Origin of the sequence: Desulfosporosinus sp. OT (assembly GCF_000224515.1) — a bacterium.
Classification (GTDB): domain Bacteria; phylum Bacillota; class Desulfitobacteriia; order Desulfitobacteriales; family Desulfitobacteriaceae; genus Desulfosporosinus.
The window spans coordinates 14,570-38,545 of sequence record NZ_AGAF01000059.1 but is presented as its reverse complement, the minus strand read 5'-3'; the positions used below and the strand labels follow the sequence as shown (position 1 = coordinate 38,545).

Genomic DNA, 23,976 nt, shown 5'->3' with positions numbered 1-23,976 from the left:
AAATACCAAGACTTCAGCAGGTGTGTCCCCTGACCTTTTGCCCTATTTTTGTCACTACGGTTAAAAATACAGAGCTGAATACCAGCAACACTTCCCCGGTCTCGATGACAGGAGGCATTTTTATGATCATCAGCAAGGCGGCGCCCAGACTTAAGGCAGCCAACAGGAAAACACTGCAGAGCAGTTTTTCCCCCAACAGCTGGGTCTGATAAAGCCCAAGCAAGAACAGCGGCCAACCCAGAAAGATGTTCAAAAACAAATTCCAATTCCGGATGGTATTAAGAACATTCAATTGAACTTCTCCGGGCGGCGCTATATATCCGGCTCTTTGCATCCTGGTTTGAATCCCCTTTTTCATGAGGTCGGTCCAAAATGAAACATCAATAAGTTCATCGGGTATGTTTTCCGGCGCAATATATAAGCTAAATCTGATTAATTTCCAGAGCAGCATCATCACTGCAACAAGCGCTAATACCTCCGCCATACTAAGCGCAAGCCTGGCGGCGTCCGCCTTGATCATCTCCGACCAATATTTACCCCGGAGTCCCAGGCGGCAGAAATGATTAATATCCCTTATTTTTCGCCTAAGCAAGCCGAAAAGCATTATCATGGCCACCATCCCCGCCACAAAATTGCACAGCAGGTTCGCTTGTTCCATCAGACGACCCGCCAGGTTATAATCGATGATTTTGTAGCTGGCAGGGTCTTGGCCAATTGACGCCAGGGCCTTTTCCAAAACAGCAGCATTGCGGCCGGTGGTGCCGGCATCCTTGGTTGCCACTGCCAAGGAGGTTAATCGGGAATCCGCTTCCAGTTCCAACAGCATTTTCGCCGGAATGTACACTGTGCCGTATCCCTTGTCCGCCAAAGTTTCGATCAGAGAACGGTCATTTCCGGCCACCCCGACGATTTTGAATTTCCGGCCATATAGTTCTATCTCCAGGCCTACCACATTGCAGTTTTGAAAAAGCGCCTGAGCCAGGTCTGCATCGATTACGGCAACCTGCTGGTTTTCCTGTTCGAAGGTTAAAAAACTACCTGATCGCAGGTTTATTTGCTGGAATTGATCGTACCTGTCATTCACCCCCAGCACCTGAGCTGGGCTCTGGTTCTTTTGATAGGCGGCAGACGTTGAAGCCTCCACGGCGTAAGCCAGATCATAGTCCCGGAGGTTGTATTGGCTTAGCTGCCTCATATCTTTAAGGGTAAAAGAAGCGGCCTCCGGCTGATGGGAGCTGCTCAGCCAGGTGGCGGTGATTTTGTTGGTTTTGTGCAGACCGCCCAGATTCGCCAATTTGGCGGGCAGGGATGACCCCAGGACGGTGCTCCAGGTTAAAACCAACAGACCCAGGGCCAGCATAAAATAGGCCGGATAGGCTGATTTGTCCGGTTTCAAGTGGGCCGGTTTCAATTTGCCGCCTCCTTCAGAACTCTATCCCCGTCCTCCACCGGTTTATTGCTCTGCATCACCACTTCGCTCATCACCATATCTGTGAGCGCCGACTTTGCATTATCGCTGTCTTCCACATTGACTGCCACCTTTTGCAAATAGTTCTCAGTGCCTAAAGGTCCTTTTCTTGATTCCAGGACAAAGACATAGGAGCCGCCGCTTTCGTCATGAACCGCGCTGTTAGGTACGAGGGTGGCGTAATGCTTTGTTTTTTTGCTTACATAGATTTCTCCCTTTTCGCCGCCTGTCAAGCCTTCCAGAGACACGTCGATCCACAAATCCTTCTCCTCCCCGTTGTGCTGGCTGTTGTCCACGATCTTGTTAATTTTTCCCTCGGCTTTTTTATCCCCCAGGGAGAGAATATTAACACTCACCGTATCTCCGGGTTTGACGTAATCAACCAAATCATGGTCAATGGGCACGATCAGGCGGAACCCCTGCCCTAGATCAGCCAATTTATACAGGGGCAGGGAGTTATTGGTCATAGACCCTGCGGGAAAATTCAGTTCTGTGATCATGCCGTCCACGGGCGCTGTATACACGCCGTTGTTGGCCACCTGTTTAGCCAGGATGTCCGCTTTTCTGGTCATGTTGGCCACCTGTTTGGCCATGCTTTCCACCTTTCTGGCTTGTATTTCCAGATTGAGCTGGATAGTTTTACAGTTTCTTTCCTCCTCCGCCAAGTTCTTTTCAGCATTCTGCAGATTTACAGCCGTTTCAGCTCCCTTCTCAAAGAGCGCTTTTAGGTTGTTGTAATCTCGTTGTTTTTGCTCTTGATTCTTCAAGGCCCCCGCCAGTGAAAGCTGTAGTTGCTGATAGCGGGCCTGTTCATCCAGAAAATTGGATTTTTGGATGTCTGCCTCCAGGCTAAGGGTGTCTACCTCCAAGTTAATACTGTCTACGTCCAAGCTAAGGATGGGCTGGCCTTTGCTGACCCTGTCCCCCTTCTCCACCATGACTTCCTTGACTCGCAAATTAGCATCTGCGTATTCCTCCCGGGTTGATTTGACCTCCACCGTCCCTTCACCGAATATTTCTTTGATTAACGCCCCGTTCGTCGGCCGGACCGTTTGGACTCTGGGCAGAGCAAAGTTATTGATAGTATTAGAGAAGAAAGTTAACCCGATCATCGCCATTAGAAACAGCAGACTCAACTTTCCGATCACTTTTTTTCTTTGCGCATCATCCGCAATCGCTTGATTCTGCAATTTTCTGTCTCCCTTCCGTTGCTCAGCCTTTGATTCCGGAAAGCCGGATCCCTTCCAGTAAGTATTTTTCGGCGTAAAGGAAGTTCAGCAGCACCGGCATCATATATAAAGTGGACGCAGCAAAGGCCAATCCTTTTTCACCGTCGATGATTCTGGAAAGATAGAGTGAAAGAGGCTGTTTGGCCGCATCCTGTAAAAAAATCAACGGCTGTTCGACCATGTTCCAGTTATCGATAAAAACAAGTATGGCCATGGCTGCTATGCCGGCCCTGGCCATGGGCAGGATAATTTTGAGGAAAATCTGGAGCTGGCTGGCTCCGTCCACCCGGGCTGCTTCAAGATAGGAGTCCGGTATTTGCTCCATAGACTGTTTTAAAAGAAATACGCCAAAGGTGCTGAAGATGCCGGGCAAGATAATGGACCAGCGGCTATTAAGCAGGCCCAGCTGACCGGCCATTAAATAATTGGGCACAAGAGTTACCTGGAAGGGCATCAGCATTACAATGATATACAAAAAAAACAAGAAATTCCTGCCTCTAAACTTCAGCTTGGCAAAGGCATAGGCGGCCAGGGTAGCAACAATCGTTTGCCCAATGACGATCGGGAAGGTAATCAGTACGGAATTCCAGAACATGAAAAGAAACTGGGTCTTTTTAATAAGTACGTTATAATACTGCTTCAGCACCACCACGTCGGGTATAAGCTGGAACCGGGCGAAGTGATTCGTGGTGTCATCGTTATAGCTGCTTAAGTTTTTGTCCGTCACCGGGTCATAATTATTGGCGATTTCCTGTTCACTCATAAATGAATTGGTGACGGTTACAGCCAGGGGAAAAATGAATAGGACAGCCAGTACCAGTAAAATTGTAATATGGAGTATATTTTTTATTCGGTGGTTACGATTCAACACACACACCCCTATCGCCGGTTCTAAGTTTGTTACTACCCATGAAAAAAGTATTTAAGTTACTTGTATCTGGCACTCCGGTGGTTCCCTCCATACGCTGCGCAATTTCCCTTGGTCTCTACACTCCTGACTCCGGCTTCTGACTTCTGAGGTTCTAATTAATCATGTTGGTGATCTTTCTCTCCACGATAAACAGCAGTAAAACGACGGCTACGATAAAGGCAGCCATAATGAAGGCCGCGGAAGTAATTTTTTGGTAATCCAGGGCTATGAACATATTGTTCATATAGTGCTGTAGCATATAGATGCTGTTATAGGGATATTCTCCGGAGATAAGATACGTCTCCCGAAACACTTTAAATGAATTGATAATCGAAATAATAAAAACGAAAAAAGTCGTGGGGGTCAAATAAACCAGGGTTATTCGGAAAAACTCCTGCGATTGGCTGGCCCCGTCGATCCTGGCCGCTTCATAGTATTCAGCCGGTATATTTTGTAATCCGGCCAGAAACAGGATTACGCTGTAACCAATGTTTTTCCATAGATAAATCACCAGGAGCACCATCCTGGACCAGTTGGTTTTCATCCAGTCCACGGGCGGGTAACCCAGGGCATGGATGAGGGAATTTAAAACGCCGTTTAAATCAAAGAAAGCCTGCCAGACCAAAACTACCGAAGCTACGGGTACCACCAAAGGAGTTATCATGATGGTGCGAAACAGGTTCCGGCCCTGGATTTTTTGGTTCAATAACAAGGCCACTCCCAGGGAAAGAATCATATTAAGAGGTACACAGATTAATGTAAAATTGGCCGTATTCGCCAGAGCTGATAAAAAGCTCGGGTTTTTTAACAAAGCGCCGTAATTATGTAATCCAACAAAAGTACCGTTAATGGGACCGTCCACCAAGGAATAGAAAAAGCCGGTGACAAACGGGAGCAAATAAAAAAGAGAAAAACCCAGCAGGCTGGGCCCGAGGAAAAGCCAGGCCAGGCAGCCGTTATTAGTTTTTAATTTTCCAGTTCTCATCTTTACCACCCTAATCGTGATGGACCAAGCAACATGTCCGCGCCTCCTTTCGGCAATATAAAAGCCTGTCCGATTCGGCAATTTCATCTTACCGAAATCAGGCAGGCGATGTTGGAATTTTAGCTTATCAAAATCTTAATAAATTCTTATGAAAAACTTATTATTTTCTTAGGCACAGTTATGTAGAAAACCCATGCCAAATTGAGGACTTGGTTTTGGGCCATTTACCTTGTTGCTCATGACAAGCGGGGTCGCTCTGCCACCTCAATTAGTGAAGAATTGGGGATTCCATACAAAACCGCTTGGCTGATATTGCATAAAGTCCTAAAGCCAAAGGAAGAATCATGAACCCAAAGATTTTGATTCAAAGCAAAATCCCGACCATTTAAAGTGGCTCCATACTGTTATCTCAAACGCCAAAGCCTTTATTGCTGGTACTTTTCACGGACTTTGTGGTCGTTTCAAAGGTGGTATCAAAGGTGAATTGTTTAACCGCCTTTTATCCTGTTGCCTCAAAACGTCTACAGGTTCCTTCGCTAAGTTAACGTTATAATCGTTTTTTCCTATACTGTTGTATAAAGCTAAGGCATCGGTTATATTATACTGTTCCGAATGGTGATCCCCTTTCGCACCAGCTGAAATCAGAATATATTCTTGTTTACCCACTTGAGCGAGGCTCGCAAGACATAGACCCGCTTCATCGGTGTAGCCGGTTTTCCCTCCTAAGATTTTCCCGTTGGCGATGCTCTGATTGTTAAGTTCTTCAAACATGGTACTGTAAAGGGTTATCCCGTCGGGGGTGCTTATTCGTTGGCGGTGCGGAATGGCGTGATGAAGTAAAAATCTCCCGGAAAGTATCATTTTGCAAAGCATAGCTGAGAAGAATAGTCAGATCTTTTACTGTTGTGTAGTGGTTTTCATTCTGAAGTCCAGTTGAGTTCTCAAAATGTGTGTTGTGCATGCCCAGACCTGCCGCTTTTTGGTTCATCATCCCTACAAAGTCCTTCTCCGACCCTGCAATGTAATCAGCAAGCCCAACACAAGACTCTGCCCCACTAGGAAGCAGAGCTCCATATAAAAGGTCAATCGCCCTTACCTTCTCACCCGGCTGGAAACCTGCCATAGATGCATCTGCTTCTGACAGGCCCTGAAACACAGAATTGGTAAGTGTGATTTCTTTCTTCAAATCAGGCAAGTTTTCTATTGCGACAATGGCTGTCATCATCTTTGTTAAAGAAGCGGGATAGATTTTTTCTTCACTGTTTTTCTGCATCAGAATGGTATGATCTTTTAAATTGATCAGAATCGCATTAGGACTGTTCAGTTCGCCGGGAGATATGGAAACAGAGGGTTCGGATTCAAGCTTCAACGATGGAACTGGCATTGTTTTATTGTCAGAAGAAACGGGCGTTGCCTTTAAAGAAGAATATGACGTGGTTTTATCGTCATATTCGTTCTCAAAGATGTGCTGGTATCCTGGAATAATGATGGATTTATAAACAAAAGCAGCAATTCCAACCTTCAAATAGAAGTGCTACAAATATGCGTATTCCTGACTTTTTCTTTTTTACTCTTCGTACCATAATAAAATAGCTCCTTGTTCTGTGATGATATTATTTAATCACAGAACAAGGAGCTATTTTGGAATTCTATCTTATGAACTTCTTAAGATTTTCTTATGACGGCCTTGTTAACTTCTTGATCAACAGATTCTTGATAGATGTCAGCATAAGTTTTTGAATCTTTGATTAGATCGTCGCAGAAAGCCGCTACGTCACTGCCTGTCACTTCGAGCACGCCTTTCCCCAAGGCCGCGCCCTCTTCAAAAAGACCGATAATCCCCGAGAGCAAACCCATCCCGTCGGTTAGCTCAACAGGGCCAACCTTAAAGAGATATTTTTGAATCTCTTTATAAGCAATCTGATAATCTTGCGGGAGCGCTTTGACACGCGCCACGTGCGCTCGCCACTTTTTTTTGCCTTCGATGATATCTTGTATGCTCATTTTGTCCTCCTATTTACCTAATTTTTTTGCGATATTATTGTTGAGTTGCTCGCGCCACTTGTCGCGAAAAGACTTTGCCCCTTCTTCGCCGGCCAGCGCTGAACAGAAGCCTTTGATATCGTCACCCAAAACCTCTTGGACACTCTGACCGTCCGCCGCCGTTTCTTCGAGCAGGCCAAGCACACCGTCAAGAATTGGCATGAGGTTGCGACCGGTGAAATCTGAGTGCGACCAAAGATTAGCATTAATTTTTTCCCATGCCGCTTGATAATCAGCCGGCAGCTTTTTGGCTCGCGATTTAAAAGTTTTCAAGTCTTTAGTCATGTCGCTGCCTGTTATTTTCCCCCAAAAATTCATTATTTTTTCTCCTTTAACTCGTTAATTTTTGATGATACGAACTCCCATTTTTCCCAGAACTTCCGTAGTTCCTTGCGCCCTGCGTCGTTGAGCACGAAAAACTTGCGCGGTGGTCCCATATCGGATGGTTTTTTTTCTATGTCCACAAGTTTATTCTTCTCAAGCCGCACCAAAATGGTGTAAACAGTTCCTTCCACAACATCTGTGAAGCCGAGAGCATTCAGCCGCCGCGTGATTTCGTAGCCGTAGGTTTCTCCGCGGCTAATAATTTCAAGCACACAGCCCTCAAGCACGCCTTTGAGCATTTCCGTTAGGTTTTCCAGCACAATCACCCCCTCTCTATTAAGTATGACCGATATTCAGTATTGCTTACTACCGCTATATAGTATTACATATTAGTCGATTCGTCAATAGCGTTTTTTCTGGTAATTATTTTTTAAATCTAACTACATCATGTACAAAAAAAGCGCCCCTCAGCTTCATAAGAAACCAGAGCAATCTTGATTCCTCTGTAAATGCTTAAATTTTTCATTTGGAGCGAAATGTTCTACATGGTATGAGTTATATCCACCCCTGTAGTACTCATGATCCTGTTCCTCTTAATAAAACATTTATGTGATGAGCGTGAGCTGAAAATCATTACTGCAACAATAAACGCATTATTAGAAAACAAATAAATATTAGCAAACTCCACTATGCTCAGGATAAAATTAAACCTGCCCCCAAAAAATAGGGCAGGCTTCGGACACATAGTCACTATGCAACCAGGCTATCATAGTACCGCTATAGCACTTTAGACCCTATGGCTTTGCGTCCCTTGTCTTTAGACAGGTTTGCCCTTAATAATATTGGAACCATCTGTTAACTTTCAGCACGGAATAGGGGAATGGCTCCTTGCCCTGCTCAATGATCTTCTCTTCCATGTAGTCGCGCAGACGCCATACGATTGTCGGATCAGCCTCAGGTCCCATGTTTATTGTCTCTTCCATCTGCCCAAAGTCCAGTCCCAAGTCCCGCTGAATATCTGCCGGAGTTAGTCCGGAAATTTGATAGTTTTTCTGTAGATCCTCGCTGGTCTGCTTTTTTTGTGCTCTGTTCAAGCTCATAACATTATCATCTCTTTTCCTTGAGTTGCGTGTGATTTCATTTTTTCTTCAGCAATTTGCTGTCTTTATTCACGAACAGCCTTACCGTTTCTAAATTTCCTATTGGGGAAAGAAGCGCCGGCTATCTCATTTTCAGGTACAGCTTCTTCAATTTCCTTGATATCATTTTCAGTGAGACGAATATCAATTGATTGCAAAGCTTCTTGAATGTGCGCCGGTGATAAGCTGCCAATGAGCGGAATAATGTCTTCACCCTTCGATAGCATCCATGCAAACGCCAGTTGTGATACTGTCATTTGTTTTTTTGCGGCGATATCCCCCAGCCTTTTGACCAAAGCGACATTTTTTTCAATATTTTCTTCAAAGAACAACGGGACGAAGCCACCTTTGCTCTTTTGGATTCGCTCATTTGTCCAATCGCCGGCAAGAAGCCCATGCGCCGCTGCCCCAAAAGCGACAACGCCGATCCCCAATTCCCGTGCAGTTGGTAAAATATCTTTTTCTATGCTTCGGTTAAAAAGCGAGTATTCAGCTTCCACCAGGCTGATCGGATGAGTTGCGTGTGCTCTACTCAACGTGTCTGCATCGACTTGGGTGACTCCGATATGCTTTACATAACCTGCTTTAACTAGATCAGCAATGGCGCCGATCGTTTCTTCAACAGGTATCCCCAGATCAATTCTTCCTGGCTGATAGAGATCAATATAGTCGATATTAAGTCTTTTGAGCGAATAGGTTAGATAATTCTTCACATTATCGGGAGTGACATCCAATCCGTACATGAAGCCGTTAGGCGCACACAACATTCCAAACTTCAGTGATATAAAATATTTATCCCTGTTATATCCCTTCAGCGCTTCACCAATTAACATCTCGCTTCGGCCAGCGCCATAAAAATCCGCTGTGTTGAAATGATTGATGCCGTTCTCTAATGCCGCATGAATTGCGGCGATGCCTCTACTTTTATCAGTTTCGCTGGCATTTGACATATGGCCGCAGCCAAGTCCGATTCTGGATAAATCCAGTCCATTTTTTTGAGAATTCATAATGATAACCTCCATAATTTATTCAATGTTTAATTTTTACTATTTGATGCTGTGCTTACATGTAGCCGACTACATTTTTCCTCAAAAAAATATAGTAATACATGGTAAAGTCATGGCTTTGACAGCTGCTTGTCAACGTTTTCAAAAGCACGGGTCAGCAGAGATACAAACATCGCTTTTTCGGCAGATGACATACCTTCAGTTACTAATTCCTCAGATTTTGATAGCGCAGAACTCTTCTCATTTATGAATTGTTTGGCTTTGGCTGTTACATCAATACTGAGGTTACGTCCGTCAGCAGGGTTATTATTGCGCGATATAAACCCGGTTTTCTCCAGACCATTCAATAAGTTTGTCACAGACGGTCCACTTAAAGCCATTGTTTTCTCAAGAAACTTTCGGTTTATTTCAATATTTTCCTCTATTGATTGATTAATATGCCACAGAAGAATCGCTTGAGAGGTATTCAAGCCATATTCCGTCAGAAGCTGGTCTGTTATTTCCCGAATCTTTTGCGCAATAAGCTTAATATAAAGGCTATAGGGGTATTTGTCGAAAACACTTAGCATAGGTATCTCCCTCTCGATATTGTGTAGATGACTACATTATATGCTTGTTTTTATTTTTGTCAATACTTAAGGCAACTTATAAACATTTGCCAGCCATCCCTCGACCTTAGAAAGCAATGCGTCACTCAACTCAGGGCAGTCATCTCCGGGTAGTTCTTGGTCTATCGCATAGCCCTCGCTCCCTATCATACTTGTTAACAGCATATAACTGGATCGGCAGGTATTGGAAGGATGCACAGATGCAGGTGAAACCGGTACAAGGCTATCCTTTTCGTATATAGCATCCATAGAGGCGATTTTCCATATATCCGCATCCTTAAAAGCCGTGTAAACAAGTCGGACATAAGATGACAGATCCATTGAAACGCCTTCAATCTCTTTTCTGGTCTGTATACACGCCATGCACACCGCCACGGCCCGCTTACCATTTAGCCAGACAAGAGTATTATTGAGCTTATGGGGCGCAACAGTTTTCATTTTGCTGGAGGTCTGAATGAACCCTTCCGCGTCGCCTTTGTACCAGAAAACAGTGACCAGGAAGGGTAGCCTGGCGACTATTTCGCGAAAAACAGGGTTTTCCATGGCAGCCTGGGCAATTTTCATCTGATCCACAGCATTGCTTACGGTTGCCGAGCTTACGCCACTTGCATCAGAATAGTTCGTATTGGTCATACCAAGCTCTTTAGCTGTTTTATTCATCTTTACCACGAAAGCTGCATCTGAACCAGATACCCAACGGCCTAACTTGTCCGCAATATTGTCGCCGGAGGGTAACAATAAACCTTCCAGAAGCTATGTTGGAATTCCATCTTATAAGATTTTCTTATAACGGAAGCTTTACTGTAAATGTAGTATTTTCTGTGTTGCTTTCCACAGAGATTGTTCCATCGTGAGCCGTGACAATTTCTTGGGCAATTGCCAAACCTAACCCTGCTCCACCGGTGTTTGTGGAACGTGCAGAATCTAATCGGTAAAATTTTTAGGCTCCTGAAAGAACATTTATCAAAATTACAGGACAAGGTTTCTGTCCAAAGTACCAATATCGAAAAAATTCCCTTGCTCCTTCGTGAAGAGGCATGTTTTTATATTGCCAGCGCATTCGCCGGTATGTTCTTTGTGTTTTACCCATTTTTAAGATCTTTATTTAATTTACAAATTATCAGGTAATTGAAATTTAATTCCATAGGACAAGCTATCTGACTTAAGCAGATAACTTGTCCTTTTCTTGCTTTTGTGGAAGCACGACAGTAAAGACTGTCTTTTCTGTATTACTTTGCACGAAATGTAGACCGATAAGAAATAGGTATTAATTTCTGTCCAATGAATTGCCGAAAGAGTCTGAGCCTGATCATTACAATTTTCATGATGATAATTTTCATTTGACACTCGATCCCTACATCCTCTCAACATACATAAATATATTATACCACAAGATAATAAAATGTTTACATAGTAAACATTAAGTGCTATTATTATGTTGACACTGTAAACATAATAATAGGGAGTGAATTGAATGAAAGCCTTGTTGATTTCAGATCAGGAGTATCTGACTAAAGCCTATCAAAGTCTTAGTGATTTGACAGGCAAGTTTTTGAAACAAAAGGGATTTGAGACAGAGTTGATGGAACTAAGCGCGGAGAATTTGACCTTTTGTATGGGTTGCTTCGGTTGCTGGATCAAAAAGCCTGGAGAATGTGTTATCAACGACCGGATGGCCCAAATCAACCGAAGCGTTATGAACAGCGATGTAGTTATTTATCTCAGTCCGATTATCTTTGGGCAGTTCAGCCCAACTATCAAAAATATTATTTGATAGAGGTATACCAAATATGTTGCCATTTTTCGAAACAAGACCTGATGGCTCTACTATGCATCCACCACGGTATGATTCTTACCCCAGTCAGATTATCATCGGTTACAGAGATGAGATTTCAGATGAGGATAAACAACTTTTCATCGATGTCACAGAAAAACACCGCAGAAATATTGAAGTCTTGGTCTATCAAGAACCAACCGAGAACACAATTATGGCCTTAAATAAAATGAAACTTGGAAGGGTAGGTGGACTGCTGTGAAGAATATCGTTTTAATCAACGCCAGCCCTAAGATAAACGAACAATCAGTCTCCAAGGAATTCTTGGAAATGGCGGGAAGCCAAATCGATTCTGATCTATTTAGTAAAACATTTATAGACGTCAGAAAAAGCTTCTTAACCCATAACCTTACAGAGGATTTTCAAACGCTTGCCAAGGCAGATGTCATGATTATTTCATTTCCGCTTTACTATTTTTGCATGCCAGGCATGTTAACACGATTTTTAGTTGATTACCATAATTATTACACTGCCAGCGAAAACATTAAAAACCATGTCAAAGTATATGCTATTGTTAATTGTGGGTTTCCCGAACCAGAAATAAACCTAGAGGCTGTTAGAGTTATCAAGAGCTTCAGCCAACATCTAAACGCGGAGTTCCGTTTCGGCGTTCTCATCGGTGGGGGTCCCATGATGGTTGCCACCAAAAAAGCGCCTTTTATGAAAAAATCCGTACAAAAACTTAAGTCTGCTTTTTCCTCCATCGCAGCAGATATTCAACATGAGAATTCAACAACGATCGATTCTATTTGTATTGGAGTTGATTTTCCATTTTCAAGACGCCTCTACTATTTCATGGGTGGCAAGGGCTGGATTACATTGGCTCGCAAAAATGGTCTGAAAAAGAAGGATCTTTATAAGAAACCGTACCGGTTAAACGAATAGAATAGAAATGATGTGACAAAACAGCAAATACTCTTTTACATTCCTAAACTTTCATCTATTATAATTACCTCTGCTTCAACACCTTTCATCTTCTTAAGATGAATATTCAATGTATTACATATCCTCTCAGGGCTTGAGCAATTATGGCAGCGATCATTTTGTTCCTATAATATAAATAATACTTTATATTATAGGAGTATTTATATGACAAAATTGGAAATATAATCATTTCTAGCAGTGATAAAAACAGGGAGCATTACAGCTGCAGCTAAGTATCTGTACGTGACGCAACCCGCACTCAGCCGCCGTATCCACACCTTAGAGAGTGAGTTGGGATACTCTTTAATAGAGCGCAAAAGAGGGGTACGTACAATTGAGCTTACAAATCAAGGCAAGGCATTCATATCGGTAGCTGAGAAGTGGCAGGCTGTATGGTTAGAGGCACAGGAAATCACAAATCTTGGCAACAGTAAAATGTTTTACGTATCCTCAATAGGTAGTGTTAGTTCTTATATTTTGCCCTCTGTCTTTCGCCGTTTTATGAAGGACCATCCGGACTGCCGTCTTGTCTTCCATAACCATCATTCAAGGGAAGCATACAGCTATATTGAATCGAGACAAATTGATTTGGCACTTATATCTGATAACCAATTTTCACGAACAGCAGAAACTGTCCCCGCTTTTCGAGAAAAGATGCTACTTGCCACAAACGGATTATCAGAATTGGAAGAAAAGGTTCATCCCTCAATGCTTGAGGTAAAACGGGAGATACGACTTCCGTGGAATCCCGAATATGATTTATGGCACGACTACTGGTTTGGTTCCAATGCTGGATCTAAAGTAATCCTTGATCAAATGTCGCTATTAGAAGATTTTTTAAATGAAAACAATACATGGGCTGTAATTCCAGCAACTGTAGCGTACCACCTTGTTAAGAATAAAGACATCACTCTTCACGAATTGCTTGATCCTCCGCCAGATAGAATAATCTACTATTTGATACCCAAGATTCAAAAAAATGGTTATATTGAATCATTCCTTTACGAGCTAAATTATGTTCTGCAAGATCTGGGGTTGTCCATTTAAACCCTGGCTTCCCTCCTGTCCCAACAGCTTTCCCCTCTGCAAAATCATAGGGCATGAATCCCCTCCTCTGCAGCCTGCAACAAACTCACCGGCGAGCAACCAGCCTGCTTCAGCGCCCGCCAACAACGGTACGAATGACAAAGCAACGATTGTCGCCAAACTACTTTTTTAAGTAGTACGATGCTCCCTTTTGATTCTCAAGCCAGGAGTACGTCGACGCGTTGCTGATCAATCCTATCTAGGATAATTTATACCCGTATAATTTCACTTCTAGTAACATTATAATTAATTAATTTGTATTACTATAATTCTTGAAGAACTTGTAAAATAAAAAAAAATTACTAACTACAGAAAGTCTAAAGATTAAAGGAGGACATGTCATGAAAATACATTCACTAAAACTAGTTTGTTTTTCACCAACGGGGACAACAAAAACGATTATTCAAGGTATTGCGCGCGGAATTAATCAAAGCACCGTGGAACTAATAGATATTACCAAACCAGATGCGAGAAAACAACAATTACAAACATCGGAAAATGAATTACTTGTTCTTGCAGTGCCAGTTTATATGGGAAGAGTTCCTGCACTTTTAATTGAATGGCTACATGCGATTAAAGCTCGTAATACACCTGCTGTATGTATCGTCGTTTATGGTAATCGTGTGTATGACGATGCACTACTTGAGCTTAAAGATATTTTGATAAAATGTGGATGTATGCCGATCGCCTGTGCTGCCTATATTGGAGAACACTCCTTTTCTAGTTCCAAAACGCCGATAGCCGAAGCCCGTCCTGATGCAAGTGACTTAAATCACGCAGAATTATTTGGACGTAAAATAAAGGAAAAACTACTATCTGTTTTATCAGTCGATCACATTTCTGATATAAATATACCTGGCAACTATCCCTATAGAGGAGATTCGAAGCTATGGAGTGTTGATTTCATAGCAATTAGTAATGAGTGTACGCAATGCGGAATTTGTGCTGAAGGGTGTCCTGTTGGTGCTATTGATTCAGAAAATCGTCATTTGATTGATCAGGAAAAATGCATCACGTGTTGTGCCTGCATCAAGAACTGTCCTCAAAACGCCAGAACTATGAAAACCGGTCTAGTCAAAGACGCTGCAATGCGATTAAATAAACTGTATAAAGAGCGAAAGGAGCCGGTATTCTTTTTTTAAAGACCTCCATCAATTTCCTTTGCACATCTCAACAAACTCCACTGGATGTTGAATGATTTTTGCAGTTTCTTCTACTGAAATTCCCTCAGCAAGATACCGCCTTGCAATGACAGCCATTGACTCTCCGATTTCAATAATATGAAAATCACGGTCATAAATTCGCACCACTCGAAAAAGAGGATATTTTATTTTCATTAAAAGCTGTAAACGCTGTTAATCTCAGCAAAACGGATACCTCACTTAAAAAGCTTAGCAGCTTGTCTGGTGAATCAAACACAGAATGGATTGAAGTAGATTTTTCTTCTTGGGCTAACGCACAGACGAAACTGAAATTCAATACAATTAAATCTGCAATATTAGGCAAGAGAGTCGTTTCTTTTTCCTATACCAGTGCAAAAGGATAGCAGACAGCACGTGAAGTAGAGCCTTAAAAACTTTGCTTCAAAAGTAGTGCATGGTATTTTCAAGGTGTGTTTTGATAGAAAGATGATATTGATGCGCAGAATTACAACGTTCAAATCTGGGGGGCGTTTTAGGGAGTCAGGGGAGAGTAAACTCCCACTCGTTTACAAGTATTTTGCAGTAATCGACTCTTTACAGTTTCTCAAGTTACCAGGTGTTCCTTCATAAAGAATCTGTCCACCCCTGCTGCCACCTTCAGGACCTACATCAATAATCCAATCGGCATTACGAATTACATCGAGGTTATGTTCTATGACAATAACTGTATTGCCCTTGTCAACAAGACGGCCAATAATGGTCAAAATGCCGGTTATATCGGACATATGCAAACCAGTTGTAGGCTCGTCCATGATATAGATATTACCCTTTTTGCTTAATTCCTTGGCAAGCTTTAAACGTTGACATTCTCCACCGGAAAGGGTGTCTAACGGCTGTCCCAGCGTCATATAATGCAGACCGACATCGACTATATACTTGAGCTTGTTTTTGATTTCTTTTTGAACAAAAAACTCAACCGCTTCTGCAATGGTCATATCAAGGACTTTAACTATGGTCTTACCATTGTACTTATACTCCAAAGCCTCAAGCTTATACCGTTTACCGCCGCATTCCTCACAGATGGTTTCAACAGAATCCATGAAAGAAAGATCTGTTTCTATATAACCTCGCCCTTTACAAGCCTCGCATGCACCCTCTGAATTAAAACTGAATAATCCAGCGCTTACTTTGTTTTCATCAGCAAACAATTTACGTATTTCATCCATGATGCCAGTAAAGGTCGCTGGATTTGAACGTAAATTTACACTGACTGCGGACTGGTCGATAATGATGGCATCTTTAAATTCCTTCGCAAAGACACCATTAACAAGCGTAGATTTGCCGGAGCCAGCAACTCCTGTAACAACAGTGAATATACCTTTAGGTATTCGTAAACTGACATTTTTCAAATTGTGTAGACTACTCTTTTTCGTTTCATAGAAATCTTTACTTGTCCTTGGCTTACTCTTAATCGGCAAGCTCCTTCCGATATATTCTCCTGTAAGTGTCTTGGATTTCAGAAGGTCGCTATAGCTGCCCTCAAACACGATCCTACCGCCGTTTGTGCCTGCTTGTGGCCCAACATCGACGATGTAATCGGCAACCTTTATGACATCAGGGTCATGCTCTACTACGATTAGCGTATTGCCTTTATCACGCAATTTTATAAGCAGTTCGTTAAGCCTGTGCACATCTCTGGGGTGTAATCCGATGCTTGGCTCATCGAAAATATACATGACATCCGTCAAGCTGCTGGTAAGGTGCTTGACCATTTTAACACGTTGTGATTCCCCACCGGATAATGTAGAAGTTTCTCTATCCAAGCTTACATAAGCTAGCCCAATCTGTATTAAATCATTCAACCGCTCAGTCAAATTTTTAATAATAGGCTTTACGCTATTATCATCAATTTTTTGCATCAATGCCAGTAGCGCATCCACCTGCATAGCAGAAAAATCTGCTATTGAACAGCCCATGATCTTCGACGATAAAACACTTTCGTTATATCGTTGCCCCCGCAATCATGGCACTGCTTTTCAGTGACGAATGGCTCAATTTTCTTCTTTGATGCCTCCGATTTTTCAAACTCGGTTTTGACATTCTGACCTATGAATCTCTCAACAAGACCTGCATAGGTGGTGTTCATTCCTTCAACGATGGCCGAATTAATTTTTACCGGTTTACAATATACAAGCTTGTCATATTCCTCTTTGGAATAATCCTTGATTTTCTTGTCACAATCAAAAAAGCCTGTTGAGGCATACATTTTCCACTGCCAATTACCAGGTTTATAGCCCGGCAACAAAATCGCCCCTTCGTTTAACGACTTTTCTTTATCCAAAGCTTTATCAAGATCAAGTGTTACTTTCCTTCCGATCCCCTCACAGGTCTTGCACATTCCATTTGGGTCATTAAACGAAAAATAATTGGAAGGGCCAATATGCGGCTGTCCGATTCGTGAAAACAATAGCCTGATTAGTGGATTGATATCCGTTATTGTTCCGAGTGTTGAACGTGAATTACCGCCTATCCTCTTTTGATCAACAGTGATTGCTAACGATAGGTTTTCAATCGCATCAACATCCGGATGACCATGCTTAGGTAAATAAATTTGAATAAATTTGCTAAAGGTTTCATTCAATTGCCGGCCAGCCTCCTGAGCAATCGTTTCAAATACAATCGATGACTTACCCGACCCTGAAACTCCAGTAAAAATTGTTATTTTCTTTTTCGGTATTTTCAAACTGATATTCTTTAAGTTATTCGCACGTGCACCTACTATTTCGATATTCTCATGTTCCATAATTTGGTCTCCTTATATAGAATTCCTTTCAGATTTGATAAGCTTAATTCAGTTGTTACCTCTTTATCATTCTTTTTTGCCTTTTACACTTAAAAATTTTCTGGTGGTTTATTTTCATATTCTTATTTGCTCATCAACAATCTCCTAAATGTTCTATTTTAGATCAAACTGTTCAGTCCATGCTTTGTACAATACTTGCGGTGGGAATATGCAGCTATAGCATTGCCTAATACCTGAGTCCACAGTCACGCCTCTAACCCTCCTAGTTGGTGGTTACCTTTTAACTTTACCATTTAATCTGGGAAACGGGCCCGATATGTACCATAATTCCTATCGTGTCAGCATTGAATTTCTACAGAAACACCAAATCCGGATCAACATTATATGACCATAACCTTATAGAAAACGTAGATACCTAAAAAAACATCAGGCATCTCAGTATTCTGAAATGCCTGATAAATCATATTTCGTTTTGGTGCGCCACCCAGGGATCGAACCAGGGACCTGCCGATTAAGAGTCGGATGCTCTACCAGCTGAGCTAGTGGCGCGTTAACAACAATCAATAGTATACTTCTAAAGCATAAAATAGTCAAGCCTTTTTAATACTTGTTATCTATTCTCTGGGTCGGCTGCTAAGTTAAGTATAGCTTGGGCGTACACTTTGGTCGTTAAGAGAAGGTTATCGATCGTGATGTATTCATCGGCACAATGAATCACTTCCGGTTCGCCGGGAAATACGGGTCCAAAGGCGACCCCTTGAGGAAGCGCTTTAGCATAAGTTCCTCCCCCAATAGCAAAGGCAAAGGGATCGAGTCCGGTAACGTCCGTATAAGCTTTGAGCAGAGACTGAACTAAGGTGCTGTCTTTTGGTACGTGATGTGCTTCCTGATGATTTAATACCTTAATACCATATTGCTCATTCTGAGCAATTTTTTCTATTGGAAGAAAAACATCGTCTCGCTTATACGTAACTGGATAACGAATATCAAGAACAAAGTTCACCTTGTCGGAACTTAATTCTAAAATGCCCAAGTTGAGCGAAAGTCTGCCAGAAGGTTCATCAATCAAAGCGATTCCAAAACCTTCCCCATAAAAACCTGTGCCAGGATATTTCAAAATGAAATCAAGGGCGCCTTGTTCTTCAGCGCTTAGAGGTAAAGTCCTAAGAAATTGCAGCGCATAAATTATAGCATTCTTACCTTTTTGGGGCAGACTTCCATGAGCCCCAACACCCTTAAAAGTCAGCGTAATTACCTGTTCATTATTTTGGTTTTTAAGCTCACCACTAACTCCATCTGGAAAAGAGAACGCCTTCAATTGCTTGGCAATGACCTGGTCAGCAATCCCTTTTAAAGTAACTTCACAAACATCAGGAACGACGTTGGCCCGCTCTCCACCTTGAACTCGCACAAGATGGGGAAAAGATGCTGCATAAGATTTACTTAATTCAAGATGAAGAATTCCTTTTTCGGCATGAATTACTGGAAACTCAGCATCCGGTGCAAATCCGATTTGTGGTACCTCTTCCTTTTGAAGATAATAATCCATATCGGCCCACCCGGACTCCTCATCAGTGCCTAAAATGAGGCGTACTCTCATATTTAATGGAATGTTAGCATCTTTAATTGCCTTCATAGCAAAGAGCGCAGTCAAAGATGGCCCTTTGTCATCTAGAGCACCACGACCTAGGATTTTCCCGTCTTGGATTGTTGCACTATAGGGCGGGACAGACCATCCATCCCCTTCGGGAACGACATCGAGATGGCCCAGAATTCCCAAAAGGTCCCCACTACCCATTTCAATATGACCAGCATACCCTGCAACATTTTTGACAGTAAAGCCAAATTTCTCTCCCAATGCTAAGGTCCACTCTAAGGCTTCTTGAATTCCTGGTCCGAATGGAGCACCCGGGGCGGCGTGTTCAACATCCTTGACACTTTTAATCTGGATACATGCTTGGATGGCAGAGACTATGTCTTCTTTCATTAAATCAATCTGTTGGTCGAGACGCATCTTTTATTCCTCCATAATTCAGTATTGTTACAACTTATCCTAGCATACCCAAATTAAACAAATGACGTTTGATTTACTGTACTAGGGAAGAAAACTTGACATTAATGGTTGTACCCTTGGTCACAACCTTTCCAGCTAGGGGCGATTGTTGATTAACTAAGCCGCTGCCGGTAAAGTTGAAATGCAGCTCTGATTTTGCCAGTATCTCTCCCGCCTGCCGTATGGTCATGCCTGTTAAATCCGGAACAACTACCTCTCCGCCTACAGGTGTACGCTCAGGGGTTACCGGTTTGGGCGATGGTCTGACAGCAGAATCGCTGGGAGAAATGGAGACGGTGCTCATAGTATTTTTATCCACTGGAAGACCATAATATTGCAGGGCTCCTTCTATAATCGCCTTAGTTGGAGGTCCTCCTAACGTTCCGCCTTGATGGCCTTCCTCTGATTTAGGCGTATCAATGGTAACCAGCACGGCAATTTTGGGATCTTCAGCAGGAGCAAACGCAGTGAAGGAGGCAATGAAATCCGTCGTTGAATATGATCCGGTTTTAGGGTCTACTTTCTGAGCCGTTCCCGTTTTACCAGCAACATTAATGCCTGGGATTTGAGCCAGATGTCCTGTACCTTCGGAAACGACGTGTTCAAGGACATTCGTCATTTGTGAAGCAGTCGCTTTAGAAATAACCTGGCGCACAGGTGTCGGCTTTTGCTGTCGAACGACTTGGCCATCAGGCGTTGTAATTTTATCAACTATGTATGGGCGATAAAGTGTCCCCCCATTGGCAACCGCAGAAATGGCAGTTAATAACTGGATCTGGGTAACTGAATTAACTTGGCCAAACGCCATCGTTGCCAGATCAGCCTCTCGAACTTGGTCTTGGGGAAGGATTAAGCCACTTTGTTCACCTGCAATATCAATACCTGTTTTAGAGCCAAAACCAAATGCTTTTAGATACGTATAGAAAGGACCAAGTCCTAACTTCAGACCTACTTGAGCTAATACGACATTCGAGGACAACTCCATCCCTTGGGTAAACGTAGGGTTACCGTGCGGCTTTTGGTCAGAGTCCCAGTTTGTAATGTAACGCGGGGCAACTCGTAGGTAGCCTGGATCTTCAAAAGTATCATCCGGATGGATAGCACCCTCCTCCAAAGCGGCTGATCCGGTAACTATCTTAAAGGTTGATCCTGGTTCATAGGACATTGCGATCGACAGATTGCGACGTTCTTCAGGCGTGGCTTTAGAGTAATTCGTGGGATCAAAACTGGGACGGGATCCCATACCCAAAACACGTCCTGTCTTTGGATCCATGGCTAGAATCGATACCGAATTAGCTTTAGTGGTTTTCTGGATATTATCCAGCTGTTGTTCAACAAAATATTGAATTGTTGAATCTAAGGTTAAGGTTATTGAGTTCCCAGGGCTTGAAGGATCGTTTTGATGGAGAGTATCAAGGATGGAACGTGCACGAGTATCTTGTTCCTGAGACTGAAAACCAGGTTTTCCGTATAATTCGTTATCATAATACGATTCAATTCCTTCTACTCCGTGACCGTCGAGATTCACGATCCCGAGTGCTGCGGCCGCAAAGTTGCCCATAGGGTAAATGCGTTTTTCTTCATCAGTCGTTCCGACTCCGGGAATTTTCAAGGCCATAATTTTATCCGCTTTATCGATATCCACTTGATGCGCTAAGCTTATCCACAATAAGTTTTTATCGAGTTTATCTTGGATAGTCTTTGTATCTATGCCTAAGATACTACCGAGCTCCTTGGCAACATCCTCTTTTGTGCTTTTGAATTGTTTTTTAGTGATCAGATCACCCAACGTTTTAGGGTCTGCATAAATTTGCTTAACTGGGATACTTTGCGCTAAGACATTGCCTTGAGCATCATAGATAGCGCCTCTTTCTGGTCGAAGGCTTTGATCGGTTGTTCGACGCTCAATCCCTTTTGCTTTAAGGTCAGAAGCTTGAACTACTTGAAGGGTAATGAGCCTTCCGCATACAAGAAGAATGACTAACGATAATCCAACATAGACCCATCGATCACGTGAAAAGTAATTTCCATTTATTTTACTTTTTTTCCTCAAAGCATCCCCTCATTTCTCCTTATCTATTATAGCATTTAACAGCGTTCTTCCTAACCCTTTTTTAAGACGAATTGAATAAGTGTTACTTGCACAATTTGCCCTAGTGAACCATAGACTATCACAAAAATATGGAAGGAGATTTAAGGATATGAATAGCCCTCAAGAGATTGCCACTCGAATTACCATGGCTTGGTTAAATGCTTTTGCAGTCGTCACTAAAGAGTTAGGTCACGTCGATCAACATATTCCAACTCCTCAAGAAGTAAGTGAGTTCTTTATAGAGATTCACCGCACAGCCCAACAAACGAATACTTAAACCTTAATATTATATTCTCCGATCCAATTTTGCTATAGAAGCTCAAAAATCCATTTTAGAGGGGCGTTAATTAGCTAGGCTGAAAAACTCAAAAGAGCTCACGTTTTCTTAACTATCGATGGCAATATTAAAAGCCACCTTGCTAAGAAACCGCAAGCTCTTGATTGTATTTTGTCCTTAGAGGGGGCCTAAATATGCTGCAAAAAAGAAGGTATTATTATGAAACTTTGGTAAACACTTTCGGTCAGTGGCACATTACCGTCTTATATCCTGAGTACTTTCTTTGGTTAAAAAAATGCTGGTCAGCGTTCCTGTAAGAAGTCCTCCCAGATGGGCATAGTTATCAATTCCTGGTTGGCTGATTCCGAATCCAAAATTCACTAAAATGACAACAACAAGATTCATACCCAAGCCGGATTTCCAAAGATAGGGCCGTTTAATACAGTAATACAGCAATGCTCCTAGCAGTCCAAAAATTGCTCCCGAGGCGCCTGCCGAAAGGGCTGGAGAAAATAAATAGCTAGCTATTGACCCTCCTAGTCCGCTGAACATATAAATCATTAAGAACTTAGGATGCCCAAAAAATTCTTCGGTTAAAGGACCTAAAGCCCGCAACGCATAGAGATTAAAGGCGAGGTGGATGATACCGATATGGATAAAGATGCTTGTTAGCAAACGCCAGACTTCACCCGCTTGAATCAGATCATTAACTTTAGCTCCAAAAGCAATCAGAACGCGTTGGTCGGTCAATCCTGAACTATTGCTTGGGAACAGACTTAATCCGGCCAATACCATCAACAGAAAAACGATAAGGTTTATACCCAAAAAAGCATACGTAACGAACGGGACAAAATGCTTACCCACTTTGGAATCACTTTCCAGAGAAGCAGGATTCCCGCTGGCGAGCTGCTTTAACCAACGGGGAATTCGCTGATTCTTGGTTGGTGGAAAAGGAAATAGGTTGCCCTGTTGTGTGTCCCAGTACCATAGCTGAATACCAGAGAACTGATGTTGTTTTAAACGCGCTGAATCCATTCCTTCCGGGCAAAACACAATCGCTTCCCACTGTGAAATATTAGTATAATCACGAATCCACGGCTTAAAATCTAGAGGAAGTTCACTGAAGTTGCCGAATAAAAGTCCACGTTTTAGCGAGTCGTGCGTAGCACAGACCCAATTTCCTTCTAAAGCCACAAGTGTCCAACCACTCTGCCTGAGATTATTAATAATTCGTTCGAGCATACATGGTATCACCTCAATTTTTTATATCTCCCCTAAAACCCCTCGCAATAAACTTGGAATGCCGTAATCGTTTTTCCCAGATCCATAACTAACATTAAGCAACGTCATCTCTGGAAAAGCTGATTGCTTGGCTAAGGCCCGGATGAGGGCAGCCCCTGTTGGGGTAATAAGTTCACCTGTAATTCCTGACTCCCGAAATTTATACCCTCGCAAAAGCATAAGTGTCGCCGGAGCGGGTAATGGCAATGTTCCGTGGGCACAATGGACAAAACCATACGACCATGGCAGCGTGGAGACCTGAATCGAGTCAATGTCGAGCTGGTCTAGGGCAATACAAGTCCCAACAATATCAACAAGAGAATCAACAGCCCCCACTTCATGAAAATGAACTTGGTCGGGAGTGGTTCCGTGAACATGGGCCTCTGCTTCTGCCAAGACGTTAAAAACTTGCATGGCATTTTTTTGAGCGCGCTCGGACAAAGCCCCACTTAGAATCATCTTTTGAATATCCGGAAGACGGCGATTGGAATGGTTGTGATTATGGTCATGACTATGTTTATGTCCATTTGCTTGATCATGCTGTTTGGGACAATGGGCATGATCATGTTTGTTTTCTGAAATGACCACATCAATGTCCGTTGCTTGAATTCCCTGAACCTTACGCGAACGTACTTCCAGTACAAACTCCGTTAAACCGATTGAGTGGAGTTGATTAATTATTATTTCCGGATCAGCACCTAAAGCAACCAATGATCCGAGAGCCATATCACCACTAATACCGGCAAACGTATCCCAATACAAAACTTTCAA

21 protein-coding genes, 1 tRNA gene, 6 pseudogenes and 1 riboswitch are annotated in these 23,976 nt (G+C 42.6%); of the genes and pseudogenes, 8 read left to right on the top strand and 20 right to left on the bottom strand.

Going from position 1 to position 23,976, the window contains the following annotated elements:
- Positions 1–13 precede the first annotated feature (13 nt).
- The 4 genes from DOT_RS05085 to DOT_RS05070 all read right to left on the bottom strand — a co-directional run bounded on the left by DOT_RS05085 (position 14) and on the right by DOT_RS05070 (position 4,592).
- A complete protein-coding gene (locus DOT_RS05085; RefSeq protein ID WP_009615164.1) occupies positions 14–1,411 on the bottom strand; it encodes an ABC transporter permease in 1,398 nt (465 codons plus the stop codon).
- Positions 1,408–2,658: an efflux RND transporter periplasmic adaptor subunit gene (locus DOT_RS05080; RefSeq protein ID WP_009615162.1), complete on the bottom strand. Its 1,251-nt coding sequence runs from the start codon at positions 2,656–2,658 to the stop codon at positions 1,408–1,410. The genes DOT_RS05085 and DOT_RS05080 overlap by 4 nt, the downstream gene beginning before the upstream one ends.
- Positions 2,659–2,680: 22 nt before the next feature.
- Positions 2,681–3,565, bottom strand: coding sequence for a carbohydrate ABC transporter permease (locus tag DOT_RS05075; RefSeq protein WP_040411298.1), 885 nt, complete (start codon positions 3,563–3,565; stop codon positions 2,681–2,683).
- Positions 3,566–3,719: 154 nt separating this feature from the next.
- A complete protein-coding gene (locus DOT_RS05070) occupies positions 3,720–4,592 on the bottom strand; it encodes a sugar ABC transporter permease (RefSeq protein ID WP_009615158.1) in 873 nt (290 codons plus the stop codon).
- A 171-nt stretch (positions 4,593–4,763) separates the two neighbouring features.
- Between DOT_RS05070 and DOT_RS31670 the strand changes: the two are divergent.
- Positions 4,764–5,145 (top strand): annotated as a pseudogene (locus tag DOT_RS31670) (hypothetical protein); the annotation flags it as partial.
- Here the strand turns inward: DOT_RS31670 and DOT_RS05065 are convergent.
- The 9 genes and pseudogenes from DOT_RS05065 to DOT_RS28385 form a co-directional block, all read right to left on the bottom strand.
- Positions 5,034–6,175 (bottom strand): annotated as a pseudogene (locus DOT_RS05065) (D-alanyl-D-alanine carboxypeptidase). The pseudogenes DOT_RS31670 and DOT_RS05065 sit on opposite strands and share 112 nt — an antisense overlap.
- Before the next feature lie 82 nt (positions 6,176–6,257).
- The gene (locus tag DOT_RS05060; RefSeq protein ID WP_009615152.1) at positions 6,258–6,596 is read right to left on the bottom strand and encodes a DUF1048 domain-containing protein; all 339 of its coding nucleotides are present in this window, start codon (positions 6,594–6,596) and stop codon (positions 6,258–6,260) included.
- A 9-nt stretch (positions 6,597–6,605) separates the two neighbouring features.
- The gene (locus DOT_RS05055; RefSeq protein WP_009615149.1) at positions 6,606–6,953 is read right to left on the bottom strand and encodes a DUF1048 domain-containing protein; all 348 of its coding nucleotides are present in this window, start codon (positions 6,951–6,953) and stop codon (positions 6,606–6,608) included.
- A complete protein-coding gene (locus DOT_RS05050; RefSeq protein WP_085930973.1) occupies positions 6,953–7,285 on the bottom strand; it encodes a PadR family transcriptional regulator in 333 nt (110 codons plus the stop codon). The genes DOT_RS05055 and DOT_RS05050 overlap by 1 nt, the downstream gene beginning before the upstream one ends.
- A 424-nt stretch (positions 7,286–7,709) precedes the next feature.
- Positions 7,710–7,801, bottom strand: a riboswitch (cyclic di-GMP riboswitch).
- On the bottom strand, positions 7,793–8,059 hold the full coding sequence (locus DOT_RS05045; RefSeq protein WP_009615146.1) for a DUF2316 family protein: 267 nt from the start codon (positions 8,057–8,059) through the stop codon (positions 7,793–7,795). It overlaps the preceding riboswitch by 9 nt.
- A gap of 65 nt (positions 8,060–8,124) precedes the next feature.
- Entirely contained in the window at positions 8,125–9,105 is a 981-nt protein-coding gene (locus DOT_RS05040; RefSeq protein WP_139024140.1) for an aldo/keto reductase, read from the bottom strand.
- A 110-nt stretch (positions 9,106–9,215) separates the two neighbouring features.
- Positions 9,216–9,674 (bottom strand): MarR family transcriptional regulator, encoded by a 459-nt coding sequence (locus DOT_RS05035; RefSeq protein WP_009615141.1) that lies wholly within the window; start codon positions 9,672–9,674, stop codon positions 9,216–9,218.
- A gap of 66 nt (positions 9,675–9,740) precedes the next feature.
- Positions 9,741–10,463 carry a hypothetical protein gene (locus DOT_RS27705; protein WP_083823960.1) on the bottom strand — a complete coding sequence of 241 codons (723 nt, stop codon included), beginning with the start codon at positions 10,461–10,463 and terminating at the stop codon, positions 9,741–9,743.
- A 34-nt stretch (positions 10,464–10,497) separates the two neighbouring features.
- Positions 10,498–10,653 (bottom strand): annotated as a pseudogene (locus DOT_RS28385) (ATP-binding protein); the annotation flags it as partial.
- Between DOT_RS28385 and DOT_RS31665 the strand changes: the two are divergent.
- From DOT_RS31665 to DOT_RS05010, 6 genes and pseudogenes are all read left to right on the top strand, one after another.
- Positions 10,638–10,841 (top strand): annotated as a pseudogene (locus tag DOT_RS31665) (hypothetical protein); the annotation flags it as partial. The pseudogenes DOT_RS28385 and DOT_RS31665 overlap by 16 nt on opposite strands.
- Positions 10,842–11,187: 346 nt before the next feature.
- Positions 11,188–11,487, top strand: a complete 300-nt coding sequence (locus DOT_RS31660; RefSeq protein ID WP_009615135.1) for a flavodoxin family protein — start codon at positions 11,188–11,190, stop codon at positions 11,485–11,487.
- A gap of 16 nt (positions 11,488–11,503) precedes the next feature.
- On the top strand, positions 11,504–11,749 hold the full coding sequence (locus DOT_RS31655; RefSeq protein ID WP_009615133.1) for a hypothetical protein: 246 nt from the start codon (positions 11,504–11,506) through the stop codon (positions 11,747–11,749).
- Entirely contained in the window at positions 11,746–12,432 is a 687-nt protein-coding gene (locus tag DOT_RS05020) for an NAD(P)H-dependent oxidoreductase (protein ID WP_009615131.1), read from the top strand. Before DOT_RS31655 ends, DOT_RS05020 begins: the two co-directional genes overlap by 4 nt.
- Positions 12,433–12,669: 237 nt before the next feature.
- On the top strand, positions 12,670–13,518 hold the full coding sequence (locus tag DOT_RS05015; protein WP_009615127.1) for a LysR family transcriptional regulator: 849 nt from the start codon (positions 12,670–12,672) through the stop codon (positions 13,516–13,518).
- Positions 13,519–13,898: 380 nt separating this feature from the next.
- Entirely contained in the window at positions 13,899–14,699 is an 801-nt protein-coding gene (locus DOT_RS05010; RefSeq protein WP_009615123.1) for an EFR1 family ferrodoxin, read from the top strand.
- 9 nt (positions 14,700–14,708) lie between these two features.
- Here DOT_RS05010 and DOT_RS05005 read toward each other — a convergent pair.
- The 5 genes and pseudogenes from DOT_RS05005 to DOT_RS04985 all read right to left on the bottom strand — a co-directional run.
- Positions 14,709–14,870, bottom strand: a pseudogene (locus DOT_RS05005) (glyoxalase/bleomycin resistance/dioxygenase family protein); the annotation flags it as partial.
- 395 nt (positions 14,871–15,265) lie between these two features.
- Positions 15,266–17,502: pseudogene (locus DOT_RS05000) on the bottom strand (excinuclease ABC subunit UvrA).
- Between the two features lie 473 nt (positions 17,503–17,975).
- Positions 17,976–18,051 (bottom strand) — tRNA-Lys (locus tag DOT_RS04995).
- Positions 18,052–18,112: 61 nt separating this feature from the next.
- Complete coding sequence (gene pepV / locus DOT_RS04990; protein WP_009615115.1) at positions 18,113–19,516, bottom strand: dipeptidase PepV; 1,404 nt, start codon at positions 19,514–19,516, stop codon at positions 18,113–18,115.
- Between the two features lie 73 nt (positions 19,517–19,589).
- Positions 19,590–21,608 (bottom strand): penicillin-binding transpeptidase domain-containing protein, encoded by a 2,019-nt coding sequence (locus DOT_RS04985; RefSeq protein WP_009615113.1) that lies wholly within the window; start codon positions 21,606–21,608, stop codon positions 19,590–19,592.
- 148 nt (positions 21,609–21,756) lie between these two features.
- On the opposite strand from DOT_RS04985, the gene DOT_RS30965 reads away from it, so the two are divergent.
- Positions 21,757–21,924, top strand: a complete 168-nt coding sequence (locus DOT_RS30965; protein WP_009615111.1) for a hypothetical protein — start codon at positions 21,757–21,759, stop codon at positions 21,922–21,924.
- Positions 21,925–22,179: 255 nt separating this feature from the next.
- On the opposite strand, the gene DOT_RS04980 is transcribed toward DOT_RS30965, so the two are convergent.
- The gene (locus DOT_RS04980; RefSeq protein ID WP_009615109.1) at positions 22,180–23,166 is read right to left on the bottom strand and encodes a rhomboid family intramembrane serine protease; all 987 of its coding nucleotides are present in this window, start codon (positions 23,164–23,166) and stop codon (positions 22,180–22,182) included.
- A 21-nt stretch (positions 23,167–23,187) separates the two neighbouring features.
- A complete protein-coding gene (locus tag DOT_RS04975; protein WP_009615107.1) occupies positions 23,188–23,976 on the bottom strand; it encodes a LarC family nickel insertion protein in 789 nt (262 codons plus the stop codon).

Excerpts from the sequence above, each read along its gene's own strand:
- DOT_RS05055 (WP_009615149.1), bottom strand. The coding sequence starts at position 6,953 with ATGAATTTTTGGGGGAAAATAACAGGCAGCGACATGACTAAAGACTTG.
- DOT_RS04980 (WP_009615109.1), bottom strand. The coding sequence starts at position 23,166 with ATGCTCGAACGAATTATTAATAATCTCAGGCAGAGTGGTTGGACACTT.
- DOT_RS30965 (WP_009615111.1), top strand. The coding sequence starts at position 21,757 with ATGAATAGCCCTCAAGAGATTGCCACTCGAATTACCATGGCTTGGTTA.
- DOT_RS05040 (WP_139024140.1), bottom strand. The coding sequence starts at position 9,105 with ATGAATTCTCAAAAAAATGGACTGGATTTATCCAGAATCGGACTTGGC.
- pepV (WP_009615115.1), bottom strand. The coding sequence starts at position 19,516 with ATGCGTCTCGACCAACAGATTGATTTAATGAAAGAAGACATAGTCTCT.
- DOT_RS31660 (WP_009615135.1), top strand. The coding sequence starts at position 11,188 with ATGAAAGCCTTGTTGATTTCAGATCAGGAGTATCTGACTAAAGCCTAT.
- DOT_RS05035 (WP_009615141.1), bottom strand. The coding sequence starts at position 9,674 with ATGCTAAGTGTTTTCGACAAATACCCCTATAGCCTTTATATTAAGCTT.
- DOT_RS05070 (WP_009615158.1), bottom strand. The coding sequence starts at position 4,592 with ATGAGAACTGGAAAATTAAAAACTAATAACGGCTGCCTGGCCTGGCTT.
- DOT_RS05010 (WP_009615123.1), top strand. The coding sequence starts at position 13,899 with ATGAAAATACATTCACTAAAACTAGTTTGTTTTTCACCAACGGGGACA.
- DOT_RS05045 (WP_009615146.1), bottom strand. The coding sequence starts at position 8,059 with ATGAGCTTGAACAGAGCACAAAAAAAGCAGACCAGCGAGGATCTACAG.
- DOT_RS31655 (WP_009615133.1), top strand. The coding sequence starts at position 11,504 with ATGTTGCCATTTTTCGAAACAAGACCTGATGGCTCTACTATGCATCCA.
- DOT_RS05060 (WP_009615152.1), bottom strand. The coding sequence starts at position 6,596 with ATGAGCATACAAGATATCATCGAAGGCAAAAAAAAGTGGCGAGCGCAC.